Source organism: Allochromatium palmeri (assembly GCF_009720725.1).
GTDB classification, from domain to species: Bacteria; Pseudomonadota; Gammaproteobacteria; order Chromatiales; family Chromatiaceae; genus Thermochromatium; species Thermochromatium palmeri.
In genome coordinates this window covers 99,044-119,525 of record NZ_WNKT01000002.1, presented here as the reverse complement: position 1 = coordinate 119,525, position 20,482 = coordinate 99,044, and the positions used below count along the sequence as shown (strand labels likewise).

Below are 20,482 nucleotides of genomic sequence, written 5' to 3'. Positions count from 1 at the left end.
CACACTCGTCCTAATCTAGAGTCAAACTCCGTCAGCGACACTGTCCGCCGCCGCTGACCCGAAGTCGATGAGTTCGCGCAACACGCTGGTCGCATAAGCACCGGATGATAGCTCGAATTCGAGCCTCAGACAGCCATCGACCGGCTGGCCTTGCAGATGCTCGACGCTCAGACGCAGCGCACGGCGCTCCTGTTCCAGTCCCTGCCCGGCGAGTCGTTCGGGCCAGGGCGCGAGACGGGCGGCGACATCCAGCTCCAGCGACTGGACCTCCAGGCGGGTCGGCAGCGCCCCCCGCCCCCACAGTGGTCCGCTGGGATGCAGGTCCAGACGCGCCGCGCGTTCGACCAGGCTGTCGTCAAGGGTCTCGGCGAGAAAGAATGAATGGCTGCCGGCCAGTTGCGGACAGTCGCCCGGCTGGAGCCGGTCCCAGTCGCCCTGGCGCACCCGCTCGGCCAGCAGTTCGTTGAAAATCTGAGCGCGTGCGGCCGAGAGCCAGAGACCGCGCTGATGACGCGCCACGCGCCTGATCGCTCCGGTCAGGAGTTCGTGAGCACGATACAGATTGCCATCGGCATGTCCGAAACGCTGCTCGCCGAAATAATTAGGCACGCCATGGCGACGAATACGCTCCAGGCGGGACTCCAGATCAGCCTCAGCGAGCTGACAATCACGCACCTGAATCCGAAAGCGATTGCCCGCCAGGGCACCGCGTCGCAGCTTACGCCGATGGGCGTGGACCGCCAGCACCTCGATTCCCTGTTCGACGAGTGCGCTCCAGTCGGGTTCGGACTCCTCCGCGTGCGGTCGCGGCATGGAAAACCATTGCTCGGTGATGGCCCAGCGATCCTTGAGACCGGCATAACCGACCGTCGAGACCGGCAGGCCGGCGATGGCTGCCAGCCGGCGCGCGACCCATTCGGTATTCGCCCCGGTCTTGCGCACCCAGAGCAGCCGATGATCGCCCTCCCCGTCCGGCTCGAAGCCCAGGATCTCACTGACCTGAAAATCCGCCGGCTCGACGCGCAGGCGGCCCGTGCCGAGCGGCTCGCCGTAGGCGCGCGGCAGATGCGCAAAGCGGGTCCAGCCTGGAAGGTTTGATTCAGACACAGGCGGACTCAGCGCGCCGACTCGATCAGCAGCACGACCGCCGAGGCGGCAATACCCTCGCCACGTCCGGTGAAGCCCATGTGCTCCATGGTCGTTGCCTTGACGTTGACGCGCTTGGGGTCGCACTCCAGATCGGCGGCCAGCACCTCGCGCATGGCCGGGATATGCGGTGCCAGCTTGGGCTGCTGAGCGATGAGCGTCATGTCAGCGTTATGCACGCTCAGACCCTGCTCGCGCAGGCTCGCGATCACGCGCCGCAGCAGGATACGGCTGTCGACTCCGGCATAGGCGGCATCCGTATCCGGAAAGTGCCGACCGATATCGCCGAGTCCGGCCGCGCCGAGCAGCGCATCGCACAGGGCATGGATGAGCACGTCACCATCGGAATGGGCCAGCATGCCCTGATCGTGCGGAATCTCGACTCCGCCGAGCACCAGCCGGCGATCCGGCGCGAAACGATGGGCATCGAAGCCCTGACCAATCAGCATTCTGGAACCTCGTCAAATCCGTCCTTGCTGTTGTAGATAAAACTGCGCGAGCGGTAAATCCTCGGCTCGCGTGATCTTGAGATTGTCGGCATGGCCCTCGATCAAACGCGGGGCCAGGCCCAGACGCTCGATCGCTGAGGCATCGTCGGTGACCAGGTCGTTCGCCTCCAGTGCCTCGTGCAGCGCGCGGCGCAGCAAACCGAGCCGGAACATCTGCGGCGTGTAGGCGTGCCAGAGACTGGAGCGGTCGACGGTCGCGTCGATCCGCTCGCCGTCCCCGGCGCGCTTCATGGTGTCGCGCACCGGAATGCCGAGCAGACCGCCGACGCTGTCCTCGCACAGGCTGTCGATCAGCCGGTCAAGATCGGACCGGCGCAGACAGGGACGCGCGGCATCGTGCACCAGCACCCAGTCGTCCTCATTCGCCCGATCCTCCAGGACCGAGAGCGCATTGAGGACCGAATGGCAGCGCTCGGCACCGCCGGGCGCGCGCAGTACTTTGGGGTGGGCGGCATAGGCGGTCGTGTCCCAGTAGCCGTCCTCGGCGCCCAGTGCCACCACGACACCCTGGATACGCGCATGGCTGACGAAGCCTTCGAGCGTATGCTCGATCACGGCGCGACCGGCCAGCTCCAGATACTGCTTGGGCACCGTGCTGCCCATGCGACGCCCGACACCGGCGGCGGGCAGAACGGCCCAGAATCCTGTTGTCATGGCTGACTCCCCGGATCGAGTCGCTTGGGATGCTCGATGACCTGGATGAAGATTTCACCGGGCTTGATCATGCCCAGCTCGGTGCGGGCGCGTTCCTCGATCGCTTCCGATCCCTCGCGCAAGTCGTCGACCTCGGCTTGCAGCTCACGATTGCGCAGGCGTAAGCGTTCGACCTCGGATTCCTCGAAGGCAATCTCATGCTTGAGCCCATAGAGTTCGGCGAGGCTGCCCTTGCCGACCCAGAGGCGATACTGGAGCGACCCCAGCAGCAGGACCAACACGAGGATCAGCCAGTGCATCTCGCCACCTATCCGGCCTAGGCCCGCGAGGCTCAAAGCCCCGAGAGCCGGGCGGCCAACCTCAGAGCCACTTGAAAGCATCGCGGCCGGCATACACGGCCTCATCGGCCAACTGATCCTCGATGCGCATCAGCTGATTGTACTTGGCCACGCGATCGGAGCGCGACAGCGAGCCGGTCTTGATCTGGCCCGAATTGGTGGCGACGACGAGATCGGCGATGGTGGTGTCCTCGGTCTCGCCTGAGCGGTGCGAGACGACTGCCGTGTAGCCGGCCTTGTGGGCCATGGCGATGGCTTCCAGGGTCTCGGTCAGGGTGCCGATCTGGTTGACCTTGATCAGGATGGAGTTGGCGATGCCCTTGTCGATGCCTTCCTGGAGGATGCGGGTGTTGGTCACGAAGAGATCATCGCCAACGATCTGCACCTTGTCGCCCAAACGCTCGGTCAGACGCTTCCAGCCATCCCAGTCGCCCTCGGCCAAGCCGTCCTCGATCGAGAGGATCGGATACTTGGCGACCCAGTCGGCGAGCAGATCGATCAGACCATCGGAGCTGAGGGTGCGGCCCTCGCCTTTGAGGACGTACTGACCGTCCTTGTAGAACTCGGAAGCGGCGACGTCGAGACCCAGATAGATGTCGGAGCCGAGCTTGAAGCCGGTTTTGTGGATGGCTTCGAGGATCGCCTCGATCGCGGCTTCGTTGGAGGCCAGATCGGGCGCGAAGCCGCCCTCGTCACCGACCGCCGTGGCCAGACCGCGAGCGTGCAGGACGGACTTGAGCGCGTGGAAAATCTCGGCGCCGTAGCGCACGGCCTCGCGGAGGCTGCCGGCGCCGACCGGCAGGATCATGAACTCCTGGAAGTCGACGCTGTTGTCAGCGTGTTCGCCGCCGTTGATGATGTTCATCATCGGCACCGGCAGGCGGTAGGGACCGCTGGCAAGCGACTGATAAAGCGGCAGTGCCTTTTCCTGGGCGGCGGCATGGGCAACCGCGAGCGAGACGCCGAGCAGAGCGTTGGCGCCGAGACGGGCCTTGTTATCGGTGCCGTCGAGTTCGATCATGCGGCGGTCGATCGCGGTTTGCTCCGCGATCTCCATGCCGATGATGGCTTCGCGCAGCTCGCCCTGGATATTGGCCACAGCCGTGCGCACGCCCTTGCCGTTATAGCGCGACTTGTCGCCATCGCGCAGTTCCAGCGCCTCGCGCGAACCGGTCGAGGCTCCGGAAGGAACGATGGCGCGACCGATGGCGCCGTCGGCGGTGATGACATCGGCCTCGACGGTCGGATTGCCACGGGAATCCAGCACCTCGCGGGCGCGGACGTCGACGATTTCGGACATGTTGGATGACTCCTTGAGGATTCAAAAGCTACAAATAGCTCGGGTTATTCGATGTGTTAGGCCATTTTTTGCAGATGATGAAAATCCAGAATGGATTCAATCTCATCCGCTTCCAGTGATTGAGCACGATATAGATCCCAGCGAACTTGCAAGTTCAACCAGAAATCCGCCGACACGCCAAAAAACTTAGCCAAGCGGAGCGCGATGCTTGGGGTTACGCCTCGCTTGCGATTGACCAATTCATTGATTTTTTGATAAGGCACATGAATGGCATTCGCCAGATCACGTTGACTGATCTGCATGGGCTCAAGAAACTCCTCCTTGAGCATTTCACCTGGATGTGTCGGCGGCCGGTGAGTTGGGACGCGAATCATGACGCTTCTCAGTGGTAATCGGTGATTTCAACCTTGCCGGGGCCTTTTTCTCCCCAAACGAAACAAACCCTGTACTGCTCGTTGATGCGAATACTAAATTGACCTTTTCGATTTCCAGAGAGTGCTTCGAGCCGATTCCCTGGTGGAATACGCAATTCCTCGATACTTTGAACCGAATCAAGCTGATCGAGTTTGCGAATCGCGATGCCCCAGAGGTTTTGGGGGCAGGCTTTGCGGGCATCTCGCGAATTCACGCCGTTGAAGATATCTTCGGTGGCTTGATTTGCAAACGATTCAATCATTGCAGCACGATAGAACGCCTAATTTAGTGGTGAGCGAAGTGCGTTCCGCTGCAATGCGGCCGTGTCAGATAGACTATTTTTTACGACAGACGGCTACCCCTGCTCAACGAATCCAGCCACCTTAACCAATCGATCAATCTCAATAAGGGTCGACAGCAATTCACGCATCCGCCCGAGCGGCCAGGCGTTGGGGCCATCGCTCAAGGCGCGGTCAGGATCTGGATGCGTCTCCATGAACAGTCCGGCGACACCCGCCGCAACCGCCGCGCGCGCCAGCACCGGCACGAATTCGCGCTGCCCGCCCGAACTCGTGCCCTGCCCGCCCGGCAGTTGCACCGAATGCGTAGCGTCGAACACCACCGGGCAGCCGGTCTCGCGCATCACGGCAAGCGAGCGCATGTCCGAGACCAGATTGTTGTAGCCGAAGGACACCCCGCGCTCGCAGACCATGATCTGGTCGTTGCCGGTCGCGCGTGCCTTCTCGACGACATGCTTCATGTCCCAGGGGGCGAGGAACTGGCCCTTCTTGATGTTGACCGGCAGCCCCTGGCTGGCGACCGCGTCGATAAAGTTGGTCTGACGGCAGAGAAACGCCGGTGTCTGGAGCACATCAACGACATCCGCGACCTCAGCAAGCGGGGTGTCCTCATGCACATCCGTCAGCACCGGCACGCCGATGGTCGCGCGCACTGAGTCCAGAATACGCAACCCCGCCTCCAGCCCCGGCCCGCGAAAGCTCGCCCCCGACGACCGATTGGCCTTGTCGAACGAGGACTTATAAATAAAGTGTATCCCGAGCGCCGCGGTCAATTCCTTCAGCGCCCCGGCCGTCTCCTGCGCCAGCGTCTCGCTCTCGATGACGCAGGGTCCAGCGATCAGAAACAGCGGCCGGTCGAGACCGACCTCGAAACCGGCCAGATGCATCATGCGCTCCGATCTCCGTTGAATTGACGTTGCACCAGCGCCGCGCGCACGAAGCCCTCGAACAGCGGATGTCCATCACGCGGCGTCGAGGTGAACTCGGGATGGAACTGACAGGCGATGAACCAGGGATGATCCGGGATTTCGATGATCTCGACCAGCCTGTTGTCGAGCGACCAGCCCGAGAAACGCAACCCGGCATCCTTCAGCGTGTCGAGATAGGCGTTGTTGAACTCATAGCGATGGCGATGACGCTCGCGCACCTGGGGCTGACCATAGACCGAACGCGCCAGACTGCCCGGCTCCAGACGGCAATTCTGACCGCCGAGCCGCATGGTGCCGCCCAGATCGTCCGTCTCCGAGCGCGTCTCGATCCGCCCCTGCTCGTCGCGCCACTCGGTAATCAGCGCGATGACCGGATGCGGCGTCTGACGGTTGAACTCGGTGCTGTGCGCCCCTTCCAAATCGGCCATGTGCCGGGCGTATTCGATGACCGCGACCTGCATCCCGAGACAGATGCCGAGATAGGGCACCCGCTGCTCACGCGCATAACGCACGGCAATGATCTTGCCCTCGATACCGCGCTCGCCGAATCCACCCGGTACCAGGATGGCATCAAGTCCGTCGAGACACGCGGTGCCCTCGCGCTCGATGACCTCGGAGTCGACATAAACGATCTCGACCTTGGTGCTGGTGTGCACGCCGGCATGGGCGAGCGCCTCTGACAGCGACTTATAGGCCTCGGTCAGATTCATATACTTGCCGACCATGCCGATGCGCACTGGCTGCTCGGGATGATCGAAGCCGTCCATCACCCGATCCCATTCGGCGAGATCGGCCTCGGGGACGTCGAGATGGAACTGACGCACCACCAGCTCGTCGAGGCTCTGGGCATGGAGCAGACGCGGGATGCGGTAGATATTGTCGGCATCCACCGCCGAGATGACCGCCTTCTCGGAGACATTGGTGAAGAGCGCGATCTTGCGCCGCTCTTCGTCCGGCAGCAGCTTCTCGGCGCGACAGAGCAGGATGTCGGGCTGGATGCCGATCGAGCGCAGTTCCTTGACCGAATGCTGGGTCGGCTTGGTCTTGATCTCGCCGGCGGTGCGGATGTGCGGCACCAGGGTCAGATGCATGAACAGCGAGTTCTCCGGCCCCTCTTCCACCCGCATCTGACGGATGGCCTCCAGGAACGGCAGCGATTCGATGTCGCCCACGGTGCCGCCGATCTCGACCATGGCGATGTCGGTCCCCTCGGCCCCGAGCCGGATGCTGGCCTTGATCTCGTCGGTCACATGCGGGATGACCTGCACGGTGCGCCCGAGATAGTCGCCACGGCGCTCCTTGCGGATCACGCTCTCGTAGATCTGGCCGGTGGTGAAATTGTTGTTGCGCCCCATGCGCGTGCGCAGGAAGCGCTCGTAGTGGCCCAGGTCGAGGTCGGTCTCGGCGCCGTCGTCGGTGACATAGACCTCGCCGTGCTGGAAGGGGCTCATGGTGCCCGGATCGACGTTGATGTAGGGATCGAGCTTGATCATGGTGACGCGCAGACCGCGCGCTTCCAGCAACGCGGCCAGCGAGGCCGATGCAATGCCCTTGCCCAGCGATGAAACCACACCGCCGGTGATGAAGATGAACTTTGTCATAGTGAATGGGAGCCGAGGGAGGGTCGTAGTGAGTCGAGAGTCACGACTCGGATGCCGGAACAAACTACCAAAATCGCCGCATCGGCTCAATCTGATCCTGCATGGCCGACGTCCGGTCCGGCCGGCGGCCCAAGAAGCGGCTTGAACATAAGCACTTGAGTTCCGATGGCGATCGGGTTAAAAACGCCGGCACTTGATCTGGATCAAAAACAAAATCATAGCGCCCGTTGGTCAGGTCGGGCTGAGGAGCGAGGACGGTGTCTTGAATCAGAGTACAGTGATCTCGATCGAATCTATCCGCGTGGCCTGCCGCTACTGCACCCTCTCCTCACTCTGCCTGCCCATGGGGTTGACGCCCGAGGACGTCGAACGGCTCGACGACATCGTCAAGCGGGCGCGCCCGCTGCATCGCGGTGACGTCCTGTTTCGCGAGGGCGAACGTTTCCGCTCGCTGTACGTCGTCAAGACCGGCTCGCTCAAGACCTTTGCCCCGAGCTGTGAGGGCGGCGAACAGGTGCTCAGCTTCCATCTGCCCGGCGAGATCATGGGTCTGGATGCCATCGACAAGGGCGAGCACGCCTGCTCGGCCAGCGCGCTCGAGACCTCGGCCATCTGTGAGATCCCGTTCGCACGGCTGGAGGAGCTGACGGCGCTCATCCCCAGCCTCCAGCACCAGATGTACCGGCTGCTCAGCAAAGAGATCGGCCAGGACACCGACATGCTGCTCCTGCTCGGCAAGAAGAACGCCGAGGAGCGGCTCGCGGCCTTTCTGCTCAGCTTCTCGCAGCGACTGCACAAGCGCGGACTCTCGGCCACGGATTTTCATCTCAGCATGTCCAGACACGAGATCGGCAACTATCTGGGGCTGGCCGTCGAGACCGTCAGCCGTCTCTTCACCCGCTTCCAGGACGATGGGCTGGTGCGCGTCGAGCGTAAACACATCGAACTGCTCGATCCACAGGGGCTGGAAGAGATCATCGATGGGGCAAGTCCAGGACGGCGCCAGGCGCCGCAGCGCCAACAGCAGACCTGATCAAGGCGCACCGGCGAGCCAGACACAGGCGCCGCTCGCCGACTGGATCGCCTCCAGCCGGGCGTGATGCGCCTCCTGCTCAGGCGGGGTCGCGCTTACGACCCGCAGGCGTGGGCGATCGGGGTCGAGGCGACCGCGATGCAGCGCGCCCTCGCCTACGCCCGAGCCATCCATCCCCTCACCACCGAGATACAGCGAAACCTGGCCGCCGGTCATCGCCAGATAGACGTCGGCCAGGATCTCGGCGTCGAGCAACGCGCCATGCAGGGCGCGATGCGAGTTGTCGATCGTATAGCGCTTGCAGAGCGCATCGAGTCCGTTGCGCTGGCCCGGATGGAGCTTGCGCGCCATCAGCAGGCTGTCAGTCACGGTGCACAGATCCGCGATGCGCGGGGCCTCGGTGCCGCGCCACAGGTTCAGCTCGTGGTCGAGGAAGCCGACGTCGAAGGCCGCATTGTGGATGATGAGCTCGGCACCGCGCAGATAGGCGACCAGCCGTGCGGCGAGTTCGGCGAAACGCGGCTTGTCGGCGAGGAAGGCGTTGCTGATGCCATGCACGGCCTCGGCTTCGGCATCGATCTGGCGGTCCGGATTGAGATATTCGTGAAAATTACGACCGGTCGGACGCCGGTCGATCAGCTCGACACAGCCGATCTCGATGATCCGGTGCCCCTCGCGCGGCTCCAGGCCGGTGGTTTCGGTATCCAGTACGATCTGACGCATGCTCATCGCCCTCTGGTGCGTGGCACGCCCTGATTGGCGAGCTGGTCAGCGCGTTCGTTCTCGGCGTGTCCGGCATGACCCTTGACCCAGCGCCAGCTCACGGCGTGCTGGCCGAGCGCCTTGTCCAGACGCTCCCAGAGATCGCGATTCTTGACCGGCTGACGATCCGCCGTGCGCCAGCCGTTGCGTTTCCAGCGCGGCATCCACTCACCGACTCCACGTTTGACGTATTGCGAGTCGGTGGTGATCTGGATACAGGTCTGACGGTTGAGCGACTCCAGCGCCATGATCACGGCCATCAGCTCCATGCGGTTGTTGGTGGTCTCGTACTCGCCACCGTGCAGCTCCTTCTCGACCTCGCCCCAGCGCAGCAGCACCCCCCAGCCACCCGGACCGGGATTGCCCTTGCAGGCGCCATCGGTGAAGGCCTCGACACAGTCAGACATGTCCCGTTCCTCGGGTCGTGGGACGCACGGCACCGCCCGGTAGCAGGACGCGGCGCTTGGTGCGATAGGGTTTGATCGGAGTCAGGGGGGCGACCCGCTTGACGGCACGAATGGTATACAGCCCGCCGAAGAGTGGCCAGAAGCGCCGCCCGAGCGACTCGACGGCCAGACAGCGCCGCCCCTTGGGTGAGACGAACGGCGGACAGAAGAGCGCCGTCTCGCAGACTTCGATCTCGAAGCCCAGCTCGGTCAGCCAGTGCTCGACCTGGGCGGCGAGTCGCAAGCGTCCATTCCAGGGCGCACGGCCGCGCGCCGGTGGCCAGAGACCGCCCAGCCCCCAGAGACTCAGCGGATTGAAGCCCAGCAGGATCAGCCGGCCCTCGGGAATGAGTACGCGCTCGACCTCGGACAGAATCACCCTGGGCTGATCGGAATACTCCAGCACATGCGGCAGCAGGATGGCATCGAGGCTGTCGGAGGCCAGCGGCAGCGCGGTCGGCTCGCCGATGACAGTCGGCCCCTGGAAGGCGTGGGCGGATCCGGCGCCTGACAGCAGGATGCGATGCCGGATGCGGCTCGCGGCCAGTGCCTGACCGAAACACTCGTTTGCGCCGATCTGGATCAGGTAGTAGCCAAAGGTATTGGCGAGCAGACGCTGCACGCCATCGCACTCGATCCGCGCCACCTCGGTGCCAAGCGCCGAGCGATACCACGCGTGCAATGGATCATGGGATTGGTCGGGCTGGAGTGGATCTGTGGTCATGCCTGGGCCTCGTCGGGGCGACCATGGTAACCGCGATCGAGGCCGCTTGTCCTGGCACGCAGCGCCTCGAAGCGGACGCCTGCTCCTGGAATTCATTGTCTCCTTTGCGTATTATAGCCGGACAATTTTAATAATGTTTCGCTCATTCAGAGAGTTACATCAATTTGTTCGGGGTTTACATGCCAGAAGTCAAGCTTCTGGGGCCGATGGTGTGCGCGCTATCGGCCCTCGCCCTGCCCTTTTTCACCGGTTGCGCCAACAACAGCGGTCTCGCCGAGCAGAATCGCTTTGAGGATACTTACGAGGGTGTGGTCTCGGCGCGTGAATACGGCTATGTCAGGCCCGCCACCGATGTAGTGGTGAGAGGCCGAACCTATGTCGTTGAGCGCGGGGCGCGGGGCGCGCGGGGCGATCTTTGGCAGCGCGTGCGCTCGGGGATGCAGCTCGACCTCCAGGCCAATGCGAGCATCGACGCCACGCTCCAGCGCTTCCGCCGCGACCCGCGCTATCTGGAGCGGCTCTCGCAACGCGCCTCGCCCTATCTGCCGACCATCGTCGCCGAGATCGAACGACGCGGCCTGCCGATGGAACTGGCGCTGCTGCCGCATGTCGAGAGCCGCTATGACCCGGCCGCTACCTCGCCCAAGGCCGCCGCCGGCATGTGGCAGTTCATCCCTTCGACCGCGCGCGAGATGGGTCTGCGCCTGGATGGCCGTATCGATGAACGGCGCGATGTGGTCGCCTCGACCCGCGCGGCGCTGGATTATCTGGAGCAGCTCAACAGACGTTTCGATGGCGACTGGGAGCTGACCATGGCCGCCTACAACTGTGGTCCGGGTTGCGTGTCATCGGCGATCAAGGCCAACCGTAGCGCGGGCAAACCGACTGACTTCTGGTCGCTCGACCTGCCGAACGAGACCCGTCAGTACGTCCCGCAAATCCTGGCCGCCTCCAAGCTGGTGGCCGATTCACGCCGCTATGGTCAGCATCTGCCCGCGATCCCTGACCAGCTCGGCACGGCGCGCTCGACCCGACGTCAGGCCACCAGGCTCAACGGCTCACGCGGGCGCGTCGTCGAGAATGGCGAGCAGGTGCGTATCCGCGAGCGTGATCGCTCGTCCTGAGCGACGGGCAGGCGCTTCAGACAGCCGCCCGGCTCAAAAAGAAGCGCAGCATCTCGTGTGAGGCATCCGGTCCCCTGGGTTCGGCGAAGGAGCCGGCCGGATCGCCGCCGAACCAGCCGTGCCCGCCGCCGTGAACCACCCAGAGTTCGGCGCGGGTCGATCCATCCTCACCCAGATAGCGGGTACGGGTGTAGTCCAGACCGCCCGATGCCCGCCCCTGCTCCCGCTCGGTACGCGCGGCGTCAGCGCCCGACAGCGCCTGTTCGATGATCCAGGACGCATTGACCGGATTGACCCTGAGATCCGAGTCACCCTGGAAAACGATCACCGGCACACCGCCACCACTCAGCATCGGCATCGCCCCGGCGGCGGACGGTCCCTGATGCATGAGCGTCAGTGCCGACAGTTGATCGCGCGCCAGTCCATACGGTAGCCCGGAATGCACGCCGACGGCGACGAAAAGCTCTGGATAGGTCGCGGCCAGGGTCAGAGCCATAGCGCCACCGGCTGACAGACCGGCGACGTACAGACGGCGCGGATCAGCCCCATGGCGAGCGACGATCTCGTGTGTCAGGGCCGCAAGCAGCGCCGCTTCGCCCTGGTCGGGACGCTGATGCTCGGGCAGGAACCAGTTCCAGCAACCGGCGGCATTGGCGGCGCGCGACTGCGCTGGATAGAGGACGATGAAGCCCAGTGTATCGGCTAGCTGGTTCAGACGGGTCAGGCGCGCAAAGTCATCGGCATCCTGCTGACAGCCGTGCAGCATCAGGATCAGTGGCCGCGCGGCGTGGTCGGCGTTGGCTGGGACATAGACACGATACTCGCGCGACTCCGACCCATGGCTATAGCGACCGTGAATGAAGTGTCCTTCCTTGGGGCCAGTGTCCTCAATGACCTCGAAGTCGCCGTCGATGACCCGGTTGTGATCGGTGCGATCCGGCGTTGATTCAGGCGCCTTGGGCGTGGCGTGCGGCAGGTGCAGCTCGCGCTGGATGAGGGCTGCCGCCTCATGGAGGTGACCATCCTGCCCTAAGCGCATGGCTTCGGCCAGGATGGTCTTGAGTGTTTCGTTCATCAGGCGTCCTGATCGATGGTGGCCGCTTGGGCCGAATCCAGACAGAGTAAACCGCCTGGACGATGGCGTCGATCAGTAGCCGCGATGGCGCAGCGTCTCGATCAGGATCTCGCGATTGCGATAACGCACGTCCTGCCCGAGCGCGACATAGATGACCTGCTCGGCGATGTTGGAGGCGTGCGTACCGATGTGCTTGAGCGCCTGAGCGCAGTGGAACAGCGTGATGGCCTGGCGTGGCACCAGGCCGTCGTCGCCTGACTCGCCCAGCAGATCGCGCAGATTACTCGCGGCCGCATAGAGCGCCGGCTCGTCCTCGAAGATGACCAGCGCCTGTGTCACATCGAAGCTGGTGACGGCGCGCACGCTACGCTCGAACATGCAGCAGGCCTTGTCGTCGAGCGTTTGGAAGGCGACACGCAGCGGCTCGACGAGCAGCTCGCCGTCCTGCTCTTGCTGACGTAGCTCCAGGGTCTGACGCGCGATGCGCGCCGCCTTGTCGCCGGCACGCTCGACTTCGCCGGCGATCTTGGACAGCGCCAGCACGATGCGCAGATCCACGGCCGTCGGCTGACGGCGGGCGATGACCCGGAACACCTCTTCATCGGCATCGAGCGAGAGATAGTCGATCTGCGGCTCGCGATCGAGGACGCGATAGGCTTGCGGCTCGTCGCCCTGGATCAGCGCCGCCACCGCCGCCTGGGTCTGCTCGATGACGTGTTCGCCCATCTGCAGGATGATGGCGCGCAGCTTGGCCAGCTCCTGGTCGTAGCGGCGCACGGTATGACCGGCCATGAGATCGCCGGCCGGCTTGTCGACGGCAGTGTCGCTCATCCTCGACTCCGCGCGCGCTTCAACCGAAGCGCCCGGTGATGTAATCCTCGGTCAGCCGGTGCTGAGGATTGGTGAAGATCTGATTGGTCTCGCCGACCTCGATCAAATCACCCAGATGAAAATAGGCCGTGCGCTGTGAGACGCGCGCGGCCTGCTGCATCGAGTGGGTGACGATGGCGATCGAGTAGTTGGCGCGCAGCTCGTCGATCAGCTCCTCGATGATGGCCGTGGCGATGGGGTCGAGCGCCGAGCACGGCTCGTCCATCAGGATCACCTCGGGCGAGACGGCGATGGTGCGGGCGATGCACAGTCGCTGCTGCTGACCGCCCGACAACCCCGTGCCGGGCTGATCGAGCCGGTCCTTGACTTCATTCCAGAGTCCGGCCTTGCGCAGACTGCTCTCGACCAACTCATCAAGCTCGGCCTTGTTGTTGGTCAGACCATGGATACGCGGCCCATAGGCGACGTTCTCGTAGATCGACTTGGGGAAGGGATTGGGCTTCTGGAACACCATGCCGACCTGGGCGCGCAGCGGCACCGGGTCGAGCGCCTTGTCGTAGATGTCCTGTTCGTCGAGCTTGATCGAGCCCGTGACCCGACAGCCGTCGATAGTGTCGTTCATGCGATTGAGACAGCGCAGGAAGGTCGATTTGCCGCAGCCCGAGGGGCCGATCATCGACAGCACCTCGTTTTTGCCGATGTCCAGGCTCACGCCCTTGATGGCCTGCTTGGCGCCATACCAGACATCGACGTCGCGGCAGGTCATGCGCGGGTCGGCGACCGTGACGTCGCCGACAGTGGCCGCAGACGGCCGGTCTTGCGCCAAGTCGGCGGAGCTGATGGCGCCAGTCGTCTTGTCCATTACTTCAACCATGGTGTTCATAACAAAGCCTCTAGCTCGAACCGCGTCAGCGCACCAGAGTGCTTGAGGCGATTCGAAACGATGGATTTCAAGCCCTACCAGCGCCGCTCGAACCGGCGGCGCAGCAGTACGGCGGCCAGGTTCATGACGAAGAGGAAGGCCAGCAGCACGATGATGGCCGCTGAGGTGCGCTCGACGAATCCGCGCTCGGGACTGTCGGCCCACAGGAAGATCTGCACCGGCAGCACGGTCGCCGCATCGGTGAACCCCTTGGGGATGTCGACGATGAAGGCGATCATGCCGATCATCAGCAGTGGCGCGGTTTCGCCGAGCGCGCGCGCCATGCCGATGATCGAGCCGGTCAGGATGCCGGGCAAGGCCAGCGGTAGTACATGATGGAACTGGGTCTGCAAGGGTGAGGCGCCCACACCGAGCGCCGCCTCGCGGATCGAGGGCGGCACCGACTTGAGTGCCACCCGGCTGGCGATGATGATGGTCGGCAGCGTCATGAGCGTCATCACCAGCGCCGCGACCAGGGGTGTGGAACGCGGCACGCCGAAGAAGCCGATGAACACCGCCAGTCCCAGCAGACCGAAGACGATCGAGGGCACGGCGGCGAGATTGTTGACGTTGACCTCGATCAGATCCGTCCAACGATTCTTGGGCGCGAACTCTTCCAGATAGAGCGCCGCGCCGACGCCGATCGGGAACGACAGCAGGAAGGTCAGCGCCAGGGTATAGAACGAGCCCATGAGCGCCCCGGCGATACCCGCCAGTTCCGGCTCACGCGAGGTGCCGTGGGTGAAAAAAATGGTATTGAAACGCTTGGCGACCCGGCCCTCGGCCTCCAGTCGGTTGATCCAGCCGATCATCTGATCACTGACGCGCCGGTCGGACTCGGGCGCGTTACGGTCGATGTAGCCCTTGACCAGCATGTCGATGTCGTCGTCGGCCAGGATCCACAGCTCCTGGGTGGTGCCGATCAACGCCGGATCGGCCATCACCCGCTCGCGCAGCAGATCGGGGGCGCCGACGCTGATCATCGAATTCAGCCGTCGCCGGTCGCGCCGATCCCTGACCTCGGGGAACTGCTCGCGCAGCGCCTCGCGGATCAGCTTCATGTAATCAGCGCGCGCCAATGTCGCCGGGTCACGCGTGCCGTCTGGGTCGATGGTCGCGGCGGCCAGCTCGATCGGCAACTGGATATAGGTCTGCTGAAAGGCTGTGTAGCCCTTGAGAATGATGTCGGCGAACAGCAGTACCACGAAGACCATGCCTAGCGTGACCGCCGTGGCCCCGAGCCACCGGAAGCGGCGCTCGCGGGCATAGCGGCGTTTGAGCGAGGCGTTGACGATGTCGATGGCGCGACGCGGCGGCGTCGTGTCGGCTGGATTATTCATATTGCTCTCGATACTTGCGCACGATCGACAGGGCGATCACGTTGAGCGTGAGGGTCACCAGGAACAGTGTCAGTCCCAGGGCGAAGGCGGCGAGCGTCTTGGCGCTGTCGAACTCCTGGTCGCCGGTGAGCAGGGTTACGATCTGCACCGTTACCGTGGTGACGCTGTCGAGCGGATTGGCGGTCAGGTTGGCCGAGAGTCCGGCGGCCATGACCACGATCATGGTTTCGCCGATGGCACGCGAGACGGCGAGCAGAATGCCACCGACGATGCCCGGCAGCGCGGCCGGGATGACGACGCGGCGAATGGTCTCGGACTGGGTCGCGCCCAGGGCATAGGAGCCGTCGCGCAGCGACTGGGGCACGGCGTTGATGACGTCGTCCGACAGCGAGGAGACGAAGGGAATGATCATGATGCCCATGACCAGACCGGCGGCGAGCGCGCTCTCGGAGGCCACGTCCAGCCCCAGACTCAGGCCCAGATCACGAATGAAGGGCGCCACGGTCAGGGCGGCAAAGAAGCCATAGACCACGGTCGGAATGCCGGCCAGGATCTCCAGGGTCGGCTTGGCGATGGCGCGCACCTGGCGATGGGCATATTCGGACAGATAGATCGCTGACAGCAACCCGATGGGCACGGCCACCAGCATCGAGATCAGCGACACCATCAGGGTGCCGGTGAACAGCGGAATAGCGCCGAAGGCTCCCGAGGCACCGACCTGATCGGCACGCAGCGCGATCTGCGGACTCCAGTTGGTGCCGAAGAAGAATTCGAGCGGCGAGACCTTCTGGAAAAACAGCAGCGACTCGAACAGCACCGAGAGCACGATCCCGAGCGTGGTCAGGATCGCGATCGAGGAAAAGAGGATCAGAATGACGGTAAAGGTCGATTCGACCCGGTTGCGCGCGCGCAGGCGCGGCTGGGTCCGCATCCAGGCATAGGCCAGACCGGCCAGCGCCACGGCCAGCACCACGGCCCACATCGCCCACTGCGCGAGGCGGTTCAAGCGATTGTACTGATCCGCCGCGGTCTGGATCTCAGGCGTGACCTCCGCCGAAACGATGTTGCCGGTGGCCAGATTGCGGATGTCGTTGATCAGGAGTCCCAGGCGTCCATCAGAGAGTCCTGCAACCATTTCATTGGGAAGATGCGATGTCACCAGACCGATGACGATCTGATCCTGGAGTCCGACCCACAGCCCCATCAGCAGTAAGGCGGGCAGCCCGGCCCAGAGCGCGGCATAGAGTCCGTAGTAGGTCGGCAGCGAATGCAGTTGCTTGATCCGGGTCGGACCGCCGGCGCTGGCGATGGCGCGCCGGCGCCCGATCTGATAGGCCCCGGCCATGGCCGCGAGCACGACGAGCATGAGGATCCAGGAGTACATCGGTATCTCGTCTTGGTGTGAAATGCAAAGGCCGATGCCCAAGTGAACCGGGCATCGGCAACGAGCGGGAGGTGTTCGGAGCCGCCTTAATTGGCGGGTTTTTCCATCGGCTTGAGCGACTGCGCGGCCTCGGCGACGGCGGCGCGCTCGTCATCCGGCAGAGCGATCAGACCCTTGTCGGCCAGATAGCCTTCCGGCCCCCAGGCTTTGTCGCTGGTGAACTCGGTGACGAACTCCTCGATGCCGGGAATGGTGCCGACATGGGCCTTCTTGACATAGAAGTAGATCGAGCGCGAGACCGGATAGGAGCCATCGGAGATGCTGTCATAGGTCGGCTCGACGCCATCGATCTTGGCACCCTGGACCTTGTCGGCGTTCTGATCCAGGAAGCTGTAGCCGAAGATACCGAGCGCGCTCGGATTAGACACCAGCTTCTGCACAATCAGATTGTCGTTCTCACCGGCCTCGATGTAGGCGCCGTCCTCACGAATGCCGTGACAGACAGCCTTGTGCTTGTCCTTGTCGGTCTTCTTGAGTTCCTTGATCTCGGGGATGCTGTTGCAACCCCCTTCCATGGCCAGTTCGACGAAGGCGTCACGGGTGCCGGAGGTGGGCGGCGGACCCAGCACCTCGATCTTGATCTCGGGAAAATCGGCGTTGACATCCTTCCAGGTCTGATAGGGGTTGGCCATGAAGCCGCCCTTGCCGTCCGGGACGTCCTTGGCGAGTGCCAGATAGATGTCCTTGAGGGTCATATCCCAGGCGCCGGCTGACTTGGAGTTGGCGATGGCGATGCCGTCATAGCCGATCTTGACCTCGGTGATCTCCTTGACGCCGGCTTCCTGACAGGCGTCGAACTCGCTGGCCTTCATGGCACGCGAAGCGTTGGTGATGTCGGGATAGTCGACACCCACACCGCCGCAGAACAGCTTCATGCCGCCGCCGGTGCCGGTGGACTCGACCTTGGGCGTCTTGAAGCTCGTGGTGCGACCAAAGGTCTCGGCCACGGCGGTCGAGAAGGGGAACACGGTCGAGGAGCCGACGATATTGATGGTGTCGCGCGCCATGGCTTGGGTCGAGAGCGTGGTCGCGGCCAGGGTCACGGCCGCGGCGATCAGAGTCTTGTTCATACGTTGGGAATCTCCTGCAAATGGACGAAATCGCACAGGGCTGTATTGTCGTCACGGCTGGTTCCCATTGTATGAAGACAAGATGACGATTCCGTGACAACACGCATCGCGATCAGTCTGTCAATCCGGCTGGCTACGCGCTCCCACAGGCCGGCTCGTCCGACACCCGATCGAGCGAATGGATCAGGCGCAAACGCGCCTTTATCCGGTATGATCGCTGAATTTTTCGGTTTCGGGCCAATGATCCATGCGCGTTTTGATGATCTCGGATGTCTATTTTCCTCGCGTGACCGGCGTCTCGACGTCGATCCAGACCTTCGCGCGTGAATTCGGCGCCAAAGGACACGAAGTCACGCTGATTGCGCCCGACTATGGTTCGAGTAACTATGATACGAGCGCGAACGAGTCGTTCGAGATCATCCGCATCCCCTCGCGCTATCTGCCGATCGACCCCGAGGATCGCATCCTCCAGCCGTTCAGGATCCGCCGTCTGACCGAGATGCTCCAGGGGCGCGGATTCGATCTGGTCCATATCCAGACGCCCTTCATCGCCCACTATTCGGGACTGGGACTGGCCAAGCGGCTCGAACTGCCCGTGGTCGAGAGCTATCACACCTTCTTCGAGCAGTATCTGCATCACTATGTGCCCTGGGTGCCGGCGCGCTGGATGCGCGGCGCGGCACGCCATTTCTCGACCAGTCAATGCAATGGCGTCGATGCGCTCGTGGTGCCGTCTCAGGCCATGCTCGACGTGCTCAGGGACTATGGCATCCAGACCCCGGCCGAGGTCATTCCGACCGGAATCGATCTGGATCAGTTCAGTCAGGGTGATGGTCAGCGCTTTCGGGCGCGTTACGACATCCCGCCCGAGCGCCCGATCTTGGTGCTTGTGAGCCGGCTCGCTTTCGAGAAGAACATCGAGTTCATCCTGCGCGCGCTGGCCAGGATCAAGACCGAGGTGCCGGACGTACTGCTAGTGATCGCCGGCGCGGGTCCGGCCCAGCGCGATCTGGAGCATCTGGCCGAGCAGTTGGGCCTGGCCGACAACACGCGCTTTCTGGGCTATCTGAATCGCGATGGCAGTCTGGAGGATTGTTATCGGGCCGGAGCGGCCTTTCTCTTCGCCTCACGCACCGAGACTCAGGGACTGGTGCTGCTGGAGGCCATGGCGCTCGGCGTGCCCGTGGTCTCGACGGCGGTCATGGGCACGAAGGAAGTGCTGGGTGATGGACAGGGCGCGCTGATCGCCGAGGAGGACGAGGCGGACTTTGCGAGTAAGGCTGTGCGGGTGCTGAAGGAGCCGGAGCTACGCAAACGGCTGGCGCGCGAGGCGATTGAACACGCACATGACTGGTCAGCCCCGGTGCTGGCCGAGCGTCTGCTGAACTTCTATGAGCGGGTCATCGATCAGGCGAGGATATCGATCAAATGATCGAAGGCTTCGGTCGAGGATTGCAGCACCTTGGCCGAGGCTTCGACCTGACGCAGATTCTCGCCCTGCTCGACCAGCGGCGCGCTGATGTCGCTCACCGAGGCGCCTCCCGCTGAATTGACATTGAGGCTGGCGATCTCGCTGGCGTTCTGACTCAAGCCATCCATGCCGCGCTGCATCCCCATCCAACCCGCTTGGCCGACGATTCCAGTGATCATTTCGGTTCCTCCGTCAAAAATCATTGCCTTGATTCAATCTTAGTCCAGATGGGCCGAAGATGCTGAGACCGAGTGCTGATTCGCGACCTGCTTCACGCACCAGCGACCCTATCAGCCGCCGCGCGCTCGCGGAGCGTTCTGGAGCATTCAGCCCCCAGATAGCGATCGATCAGGGTGCGTCCGAGATAGATCAGGGGCGTGAGCGCGATAGCGACGACGAACTTGTAGACATAGTTCACCGTGCCCACCGCGAGGAACAGCTCCAGCGACCATTTCTGCGGTCCCAGCACGAAAGCAACATAGAGCACCACGAAGCTGTCGATCAGCTGTGAGACGAGCGTCGACCCCGTCGCGCGCGCCCAGATATAGCGTTCGCCGGTGAAACGTCGGACACGATGGAAGACGGTGACATCGACGAGCTGGCCAATGAGGAAGGCGACCACCGAGCCGACGATGATCCACATGCCCTGACCGAAGATGGCGCTGAAGGCCGCCTGCATGTCCGGCACGCCCTGCGCGGACTGGATGCCGACCCACCAGTCGGCCGGCGCCAGCCCGATCGACAGATAGGCGAAAACGAAGGCGTAGAGGATGAGCCCGACCGTCAGATAGGAGAGCAGCTGCACGCCGCGCCGGCCGTAGTACTCGTTGATGATGTCGGTCATGATGAACACCACCGGCCACAGCAGCACGCCGGCGGTGAAGCTCAGTGAACCGGATTGACCGAAGAGATTCCAGTCGAGGGGTGCCAGTCCCAGGGTCGCTTCGAGGGCGAAGATCTTCACCCCCAGAAACTCGGCGATCAACGCATTGCAGACGAAGAAACCGCCGAGGATGAGGAATAGCCTGGTCGGTCGGTCGAACATCCGGC

General features: G+C 63.4%; 23 protein-coding genes. 3 read left to right on the top strand and 20 right to left on the bottom strand.

Annotation, left to right across the window (positions count from 1 at the left end; genetic code table 11):
• Positions 1-21: 21 nt before the first annotated feature.
• The 9 genes from truD to pyrG form a co-directional block, all read right to left on the bottom strand.
• The gene (gene truD / locus GJ668_RS01885) at positions 22-1,107 is read right to left on the bottom strand and encodes a tRNA pseudouridine(13) synthase TruD (protein WP_186342825.1); all 1,086 of its coding nucleotides are present in this window, start codon (positions 1,105-1,107) and stop codon (positions 22-24) included.
• Between the two features lie 8 nt (positions 1,108-1,115).
• Positions 1,116-1,595, bottom strand: coding sequence for a 2-C-methyl-D-erythritol 2,4-cyclodiphosphate synthase (gene ispF, locus GJ668_RS01880; RefSeq protein WP_155448420.1), 480 nt, complete (start codon positions 1,593-1,595; stop codon positions 1,116-1,118).
• Positions 1,596-1,607: 12 nt separating this feature from the next.
• Entirely contained in the window at positions 1,608-2,309 is a 702-nt protein-coding gene (gene ispD / locus GJ668_RS01875; protein ID WP_155448419.1) for a 2-C-methyl-D-erythritol 4-phosphate cytidylyltransferase, read from the bottom strand.
• Positions 2,306-2,608 carry a cell division protein FtsB gene (ftsB, locus tag GJ668_RS01870; RefSeq protein ID WP_155448418.1) on the bottom strand — a complete coding sequence of 101 codons (303 nt, stop codon included), beginning with the start codon at positions 2,606-2,608 and terminating at the stop codon, positions 2,306-2,308. The genes ispD and ftsB overlap by 4 nt, the downstream gene beginning before the upstream one ends.
• Before the next feature lie 61 nt (positions 2,609-2,669).
• Complete coding sequence (gene eno / locus GJ668_RS01865; protein ID WP_155448417.1) at positions 2,670-3,947, bottom strand: phosphopyruvate hydratase; 1,278 nt, start codon at positions 3,945-3,947, stop codon at positions 2,670-2,672.
• A gap of 56 nt (positions 3,948-4,003) precedes the next feature.
• Positions 4,004-4,321: a HigA family addiction module antitoxin gene (locus GJ668_RS01860; RefSeq protein ID WP_155448416.1), complete on the bottom strand. Its 318-nt coding sequence runs from the start codon at positions 4,319-4,321 to the stop codon at positions 4,004-4,006.
• Positions 4,322-4,329: 8 nt separating this feature from the next.
• Positions 4,330-4,623 carry a type II toxin-antitoxin system RelE/ParE family toxin gene (locus GJ668_RS01855; protein ID WP_155448415.1) on the bottom strand — a complete coding sequence of 98 codons (294 nt, stop codon included), beginning with the start codon at positions 4,621-4,623 and terminating at the stop codon, positions 4,330-4,332.
• Positions 4,624-4,716: 93 nt separating this feature from the next.
• Entirely contained in the window at positions 4,717-5,550 is an 834-nt protein-coding gene (kdsA, locus tag GJ668_RS01850) for a 3-deoxy-8-phosphooctulonate synthase (protein WP_222930738.1), read from the bottom strand.
• Positions 5,547-7,190: a CTP synthase gene (gene pyrG / locus GJ668_RS01845; protein WP_155448414.1), complete on the bottom strand. Its 1,644-nt coding sequence runs from the start codon at positions 7,188-7,190 to the stop codon at positions 5,547-5,549. The genes kdsA and pyrG overlap by 4 nt, the downstream gene beginning before the upstream one ends.
• Before the next feature lie 262 nt (positions 7,191-7,452).
• Between pyrG and fnr the strand changes: the two genes are divergently transcribed.
• A complete protein-coding gene (gene fnr, locus GJ668_RS01840; RefSeq protein ID WP_155448413.1) occupies positions 7,453-8,223 on the top strand; it encodes a fumarate/nitrate reduction transcriptional regulator Fnr in 771 nt (256 codons plus the stop codon).
• On the opposite strand, the gene dnaQ is transcribed toward fnr, so the two are convergent.
• From dnaQ to GJ668_RS01825, 3 genes are read right to left on the bottom strand one after another with little or no spacing between them, the layout of a single operon-like run.
• Positions 8,224-8,946 (bottom strand): DNA polymerase III subunit epsilon, encoded by a 723-nt coding sequence (gene dnaQ / locus GJ668_RS01835; protein WP_155448412.1) that lies wholly within the window; start codon positions 8,944-8,946, stop codon positions 8,224-8,226.
• Positions 8,947-8,948: 2 nt separating this feature from the next.
• A complete protein-coding gene (rnhA, locus tag GJ668_RS01830) occupies positions 8,949-9,392 on the bottom strand; it encodes a ribonuclease HI (protein WP_155448411.1) in 444 nt (147 codons plus the stop codon).
• A complete protein-coding gene (locus GJ668_RS01825) occupies positions 9,385-10,155 on the bottom strand; it encodes a methyltransferase domain-containing protein (RefSeq protein ID WP_155448410.1) in 771 nt (256 codons plus the stop codon). The genes rnhA and GJ668_RS01825 overlap by 8 nt, the downstream gene beginning before the upstream one ends.
• Before the next feature lie 179 nt (positions 10,156-10,334).
• Here GJ668_RS01825 and GJ668_RS01820 point away from each other — a divergent pair, with 179 nt between their 5' ends.
• On the top strand, positions 10,335-11,279 hold the full coding sequence (locus GJ668_RS01820; RefSeq protein ID WP_155448409.1) for a transglycosylase SLT domain-containing protein: 945 nt from the start codon (positions 10,335-10,337) through the stop codon (positions 11,277-11,279).
• Between the two features lie 16 nt (positions 11,280-11,295).
• On the opposite strand, the gene GJ668_RS01815 is transcribed toward GJ668_RS01820, so the two are convergent.
• The 6 genes from GJ668_RS01815 to GJ668_RS01790 all read right to left on the bottom strand — a co-directional run bounded on the left by GJ668_RS01815 (position 11,296) and on the right by GJ668_RS01790 (position 17,961).
• The gene (locus GJ668_RS01815) at positions 11,296-12,354 is read right to left on the bottom strand and encodes an extracellular catalytic domain type 1 short-chain-length polyhydroxyalkanoate depolymerase (RefSeq protein WP_155448408.1); all 1,059 of its coding nucleotides are present in this window, start codon (positions 12,352-12,354) and stop codon (positions 11,296-11,298) included.
• Positions 12,355-12,426: 72 nt separating this feature from the next.
• Positions 12,427-13,185: a phosphate signaling complex protein PhoU gene (gene phoU, locus GJ668_RS01810; RefSeq protein ID WP_155448407.1), complete on the bottom strand. Its 759-nt coding sequence runs from the start codon at positions 13,183-13,185 to the stop codon at positions 12,427-12,429.
• A gap of 19 nt (positions 13,186-13,204) precedes the next feature.
• Positions 13,205-14,047 (bottom strand): phosphate ABC transporter ATP-binding protein PstB, encoded by an 843-nt coding sequence (gene pstB / locus GJ668_RS01805; RefSeq protein ID WP_425482464.1) that lies wholly within the window; start codon positions 14,045-14,047, stop codon positions 13,205-13,207.
• A gap of 95 nt (positions 14,048-14,142) precedes the next feature.
• Positions 14,143-15,447 (bottom strand): phosphate ABC transporter permease PstA, encoded by a 1,305-nt coding sequence (gene pstA, locus GJ668_RS01800; protein WP_155448405.1) that lies wholly within the window; start codon positions 15,445-15,447, stop codon positions 14,143-14,145.
• Positions 15,440-16,831, bottom strand: coding sequence for a phosphate ABC transporter permease subunit PstC (gene pstC, locus GJ668_RS01795; RefSeq protein ID WP_155448404.1), 1,392 nt, complete (start codon positions 16,829-16,831; stop codon positions 15,440-15,442). Before pstC ends, pstA begins: the two co-directional genes overlap by 8 nt.
• Positions 16,832-16,917: 86 nt before the next feature.
• Positions 16,918-17,961 (bottom strand): PstS family phosphate ABC transporter substrate-binding protein, encoded by a 1,044-nt coding sequence (locus GJ668_RS01790; RefSeq protein ID WP_155448403.1) that lies wholly within the window; start codon positions 17,959-17,961, stop codon positions 16,918-16,920.
• Between the two features lie 247 nt (positions 17,962-18,208).
• On the opposite strand from GJ668_RS01790, the gene GJ668_RS01785 reads away from it, so the two are divergent.
• Positions 18,209-19,393 carry a glycosyltransferase gene (locus tag GJ668_RS01785; protein ID WP_155448402.1) on the top strand — a complete coding sequence of 395 codons (1,185 nt, stop codon included), beginning with the start codon at positions 18,209-18,211 and terminating at the stop codon, positions 19,391-19,393.
• On the opposite strand, the gene GJ668_RS01780 is transcribed toward GJ668_RS01785, so the two are convergent.
• On the bottom strand, positions 19,369-19,611 hold the full coding sequence (locus GJ668_RS01780; RefSeq protein ID WP_155448401.1) for a hypothetical protein: 243 nt from the start codon (positions 19,609-19,611) through the stop codon (positions 19,369-19,371). The two genes, GJ668_RS01785 and GJ668_RS01780, sit on opposite strands and share 25 nt — an antisense overlap.
• A 92-nt stretch (positions 19,612-19,703) precedes the next feature.
• A complete protein-coding gene (locus GJ668_RS01775) occupies positions 19,704-20,477 on the bottom strand; it encodes a queuosine precursor transporter (RefSeq protein ID WP_155448400.1) in 774 nt (257 codons plus the stop codon).
• Between the last annotated feature and the right edge of the window lie 5 nt (positions 20,478-20,482).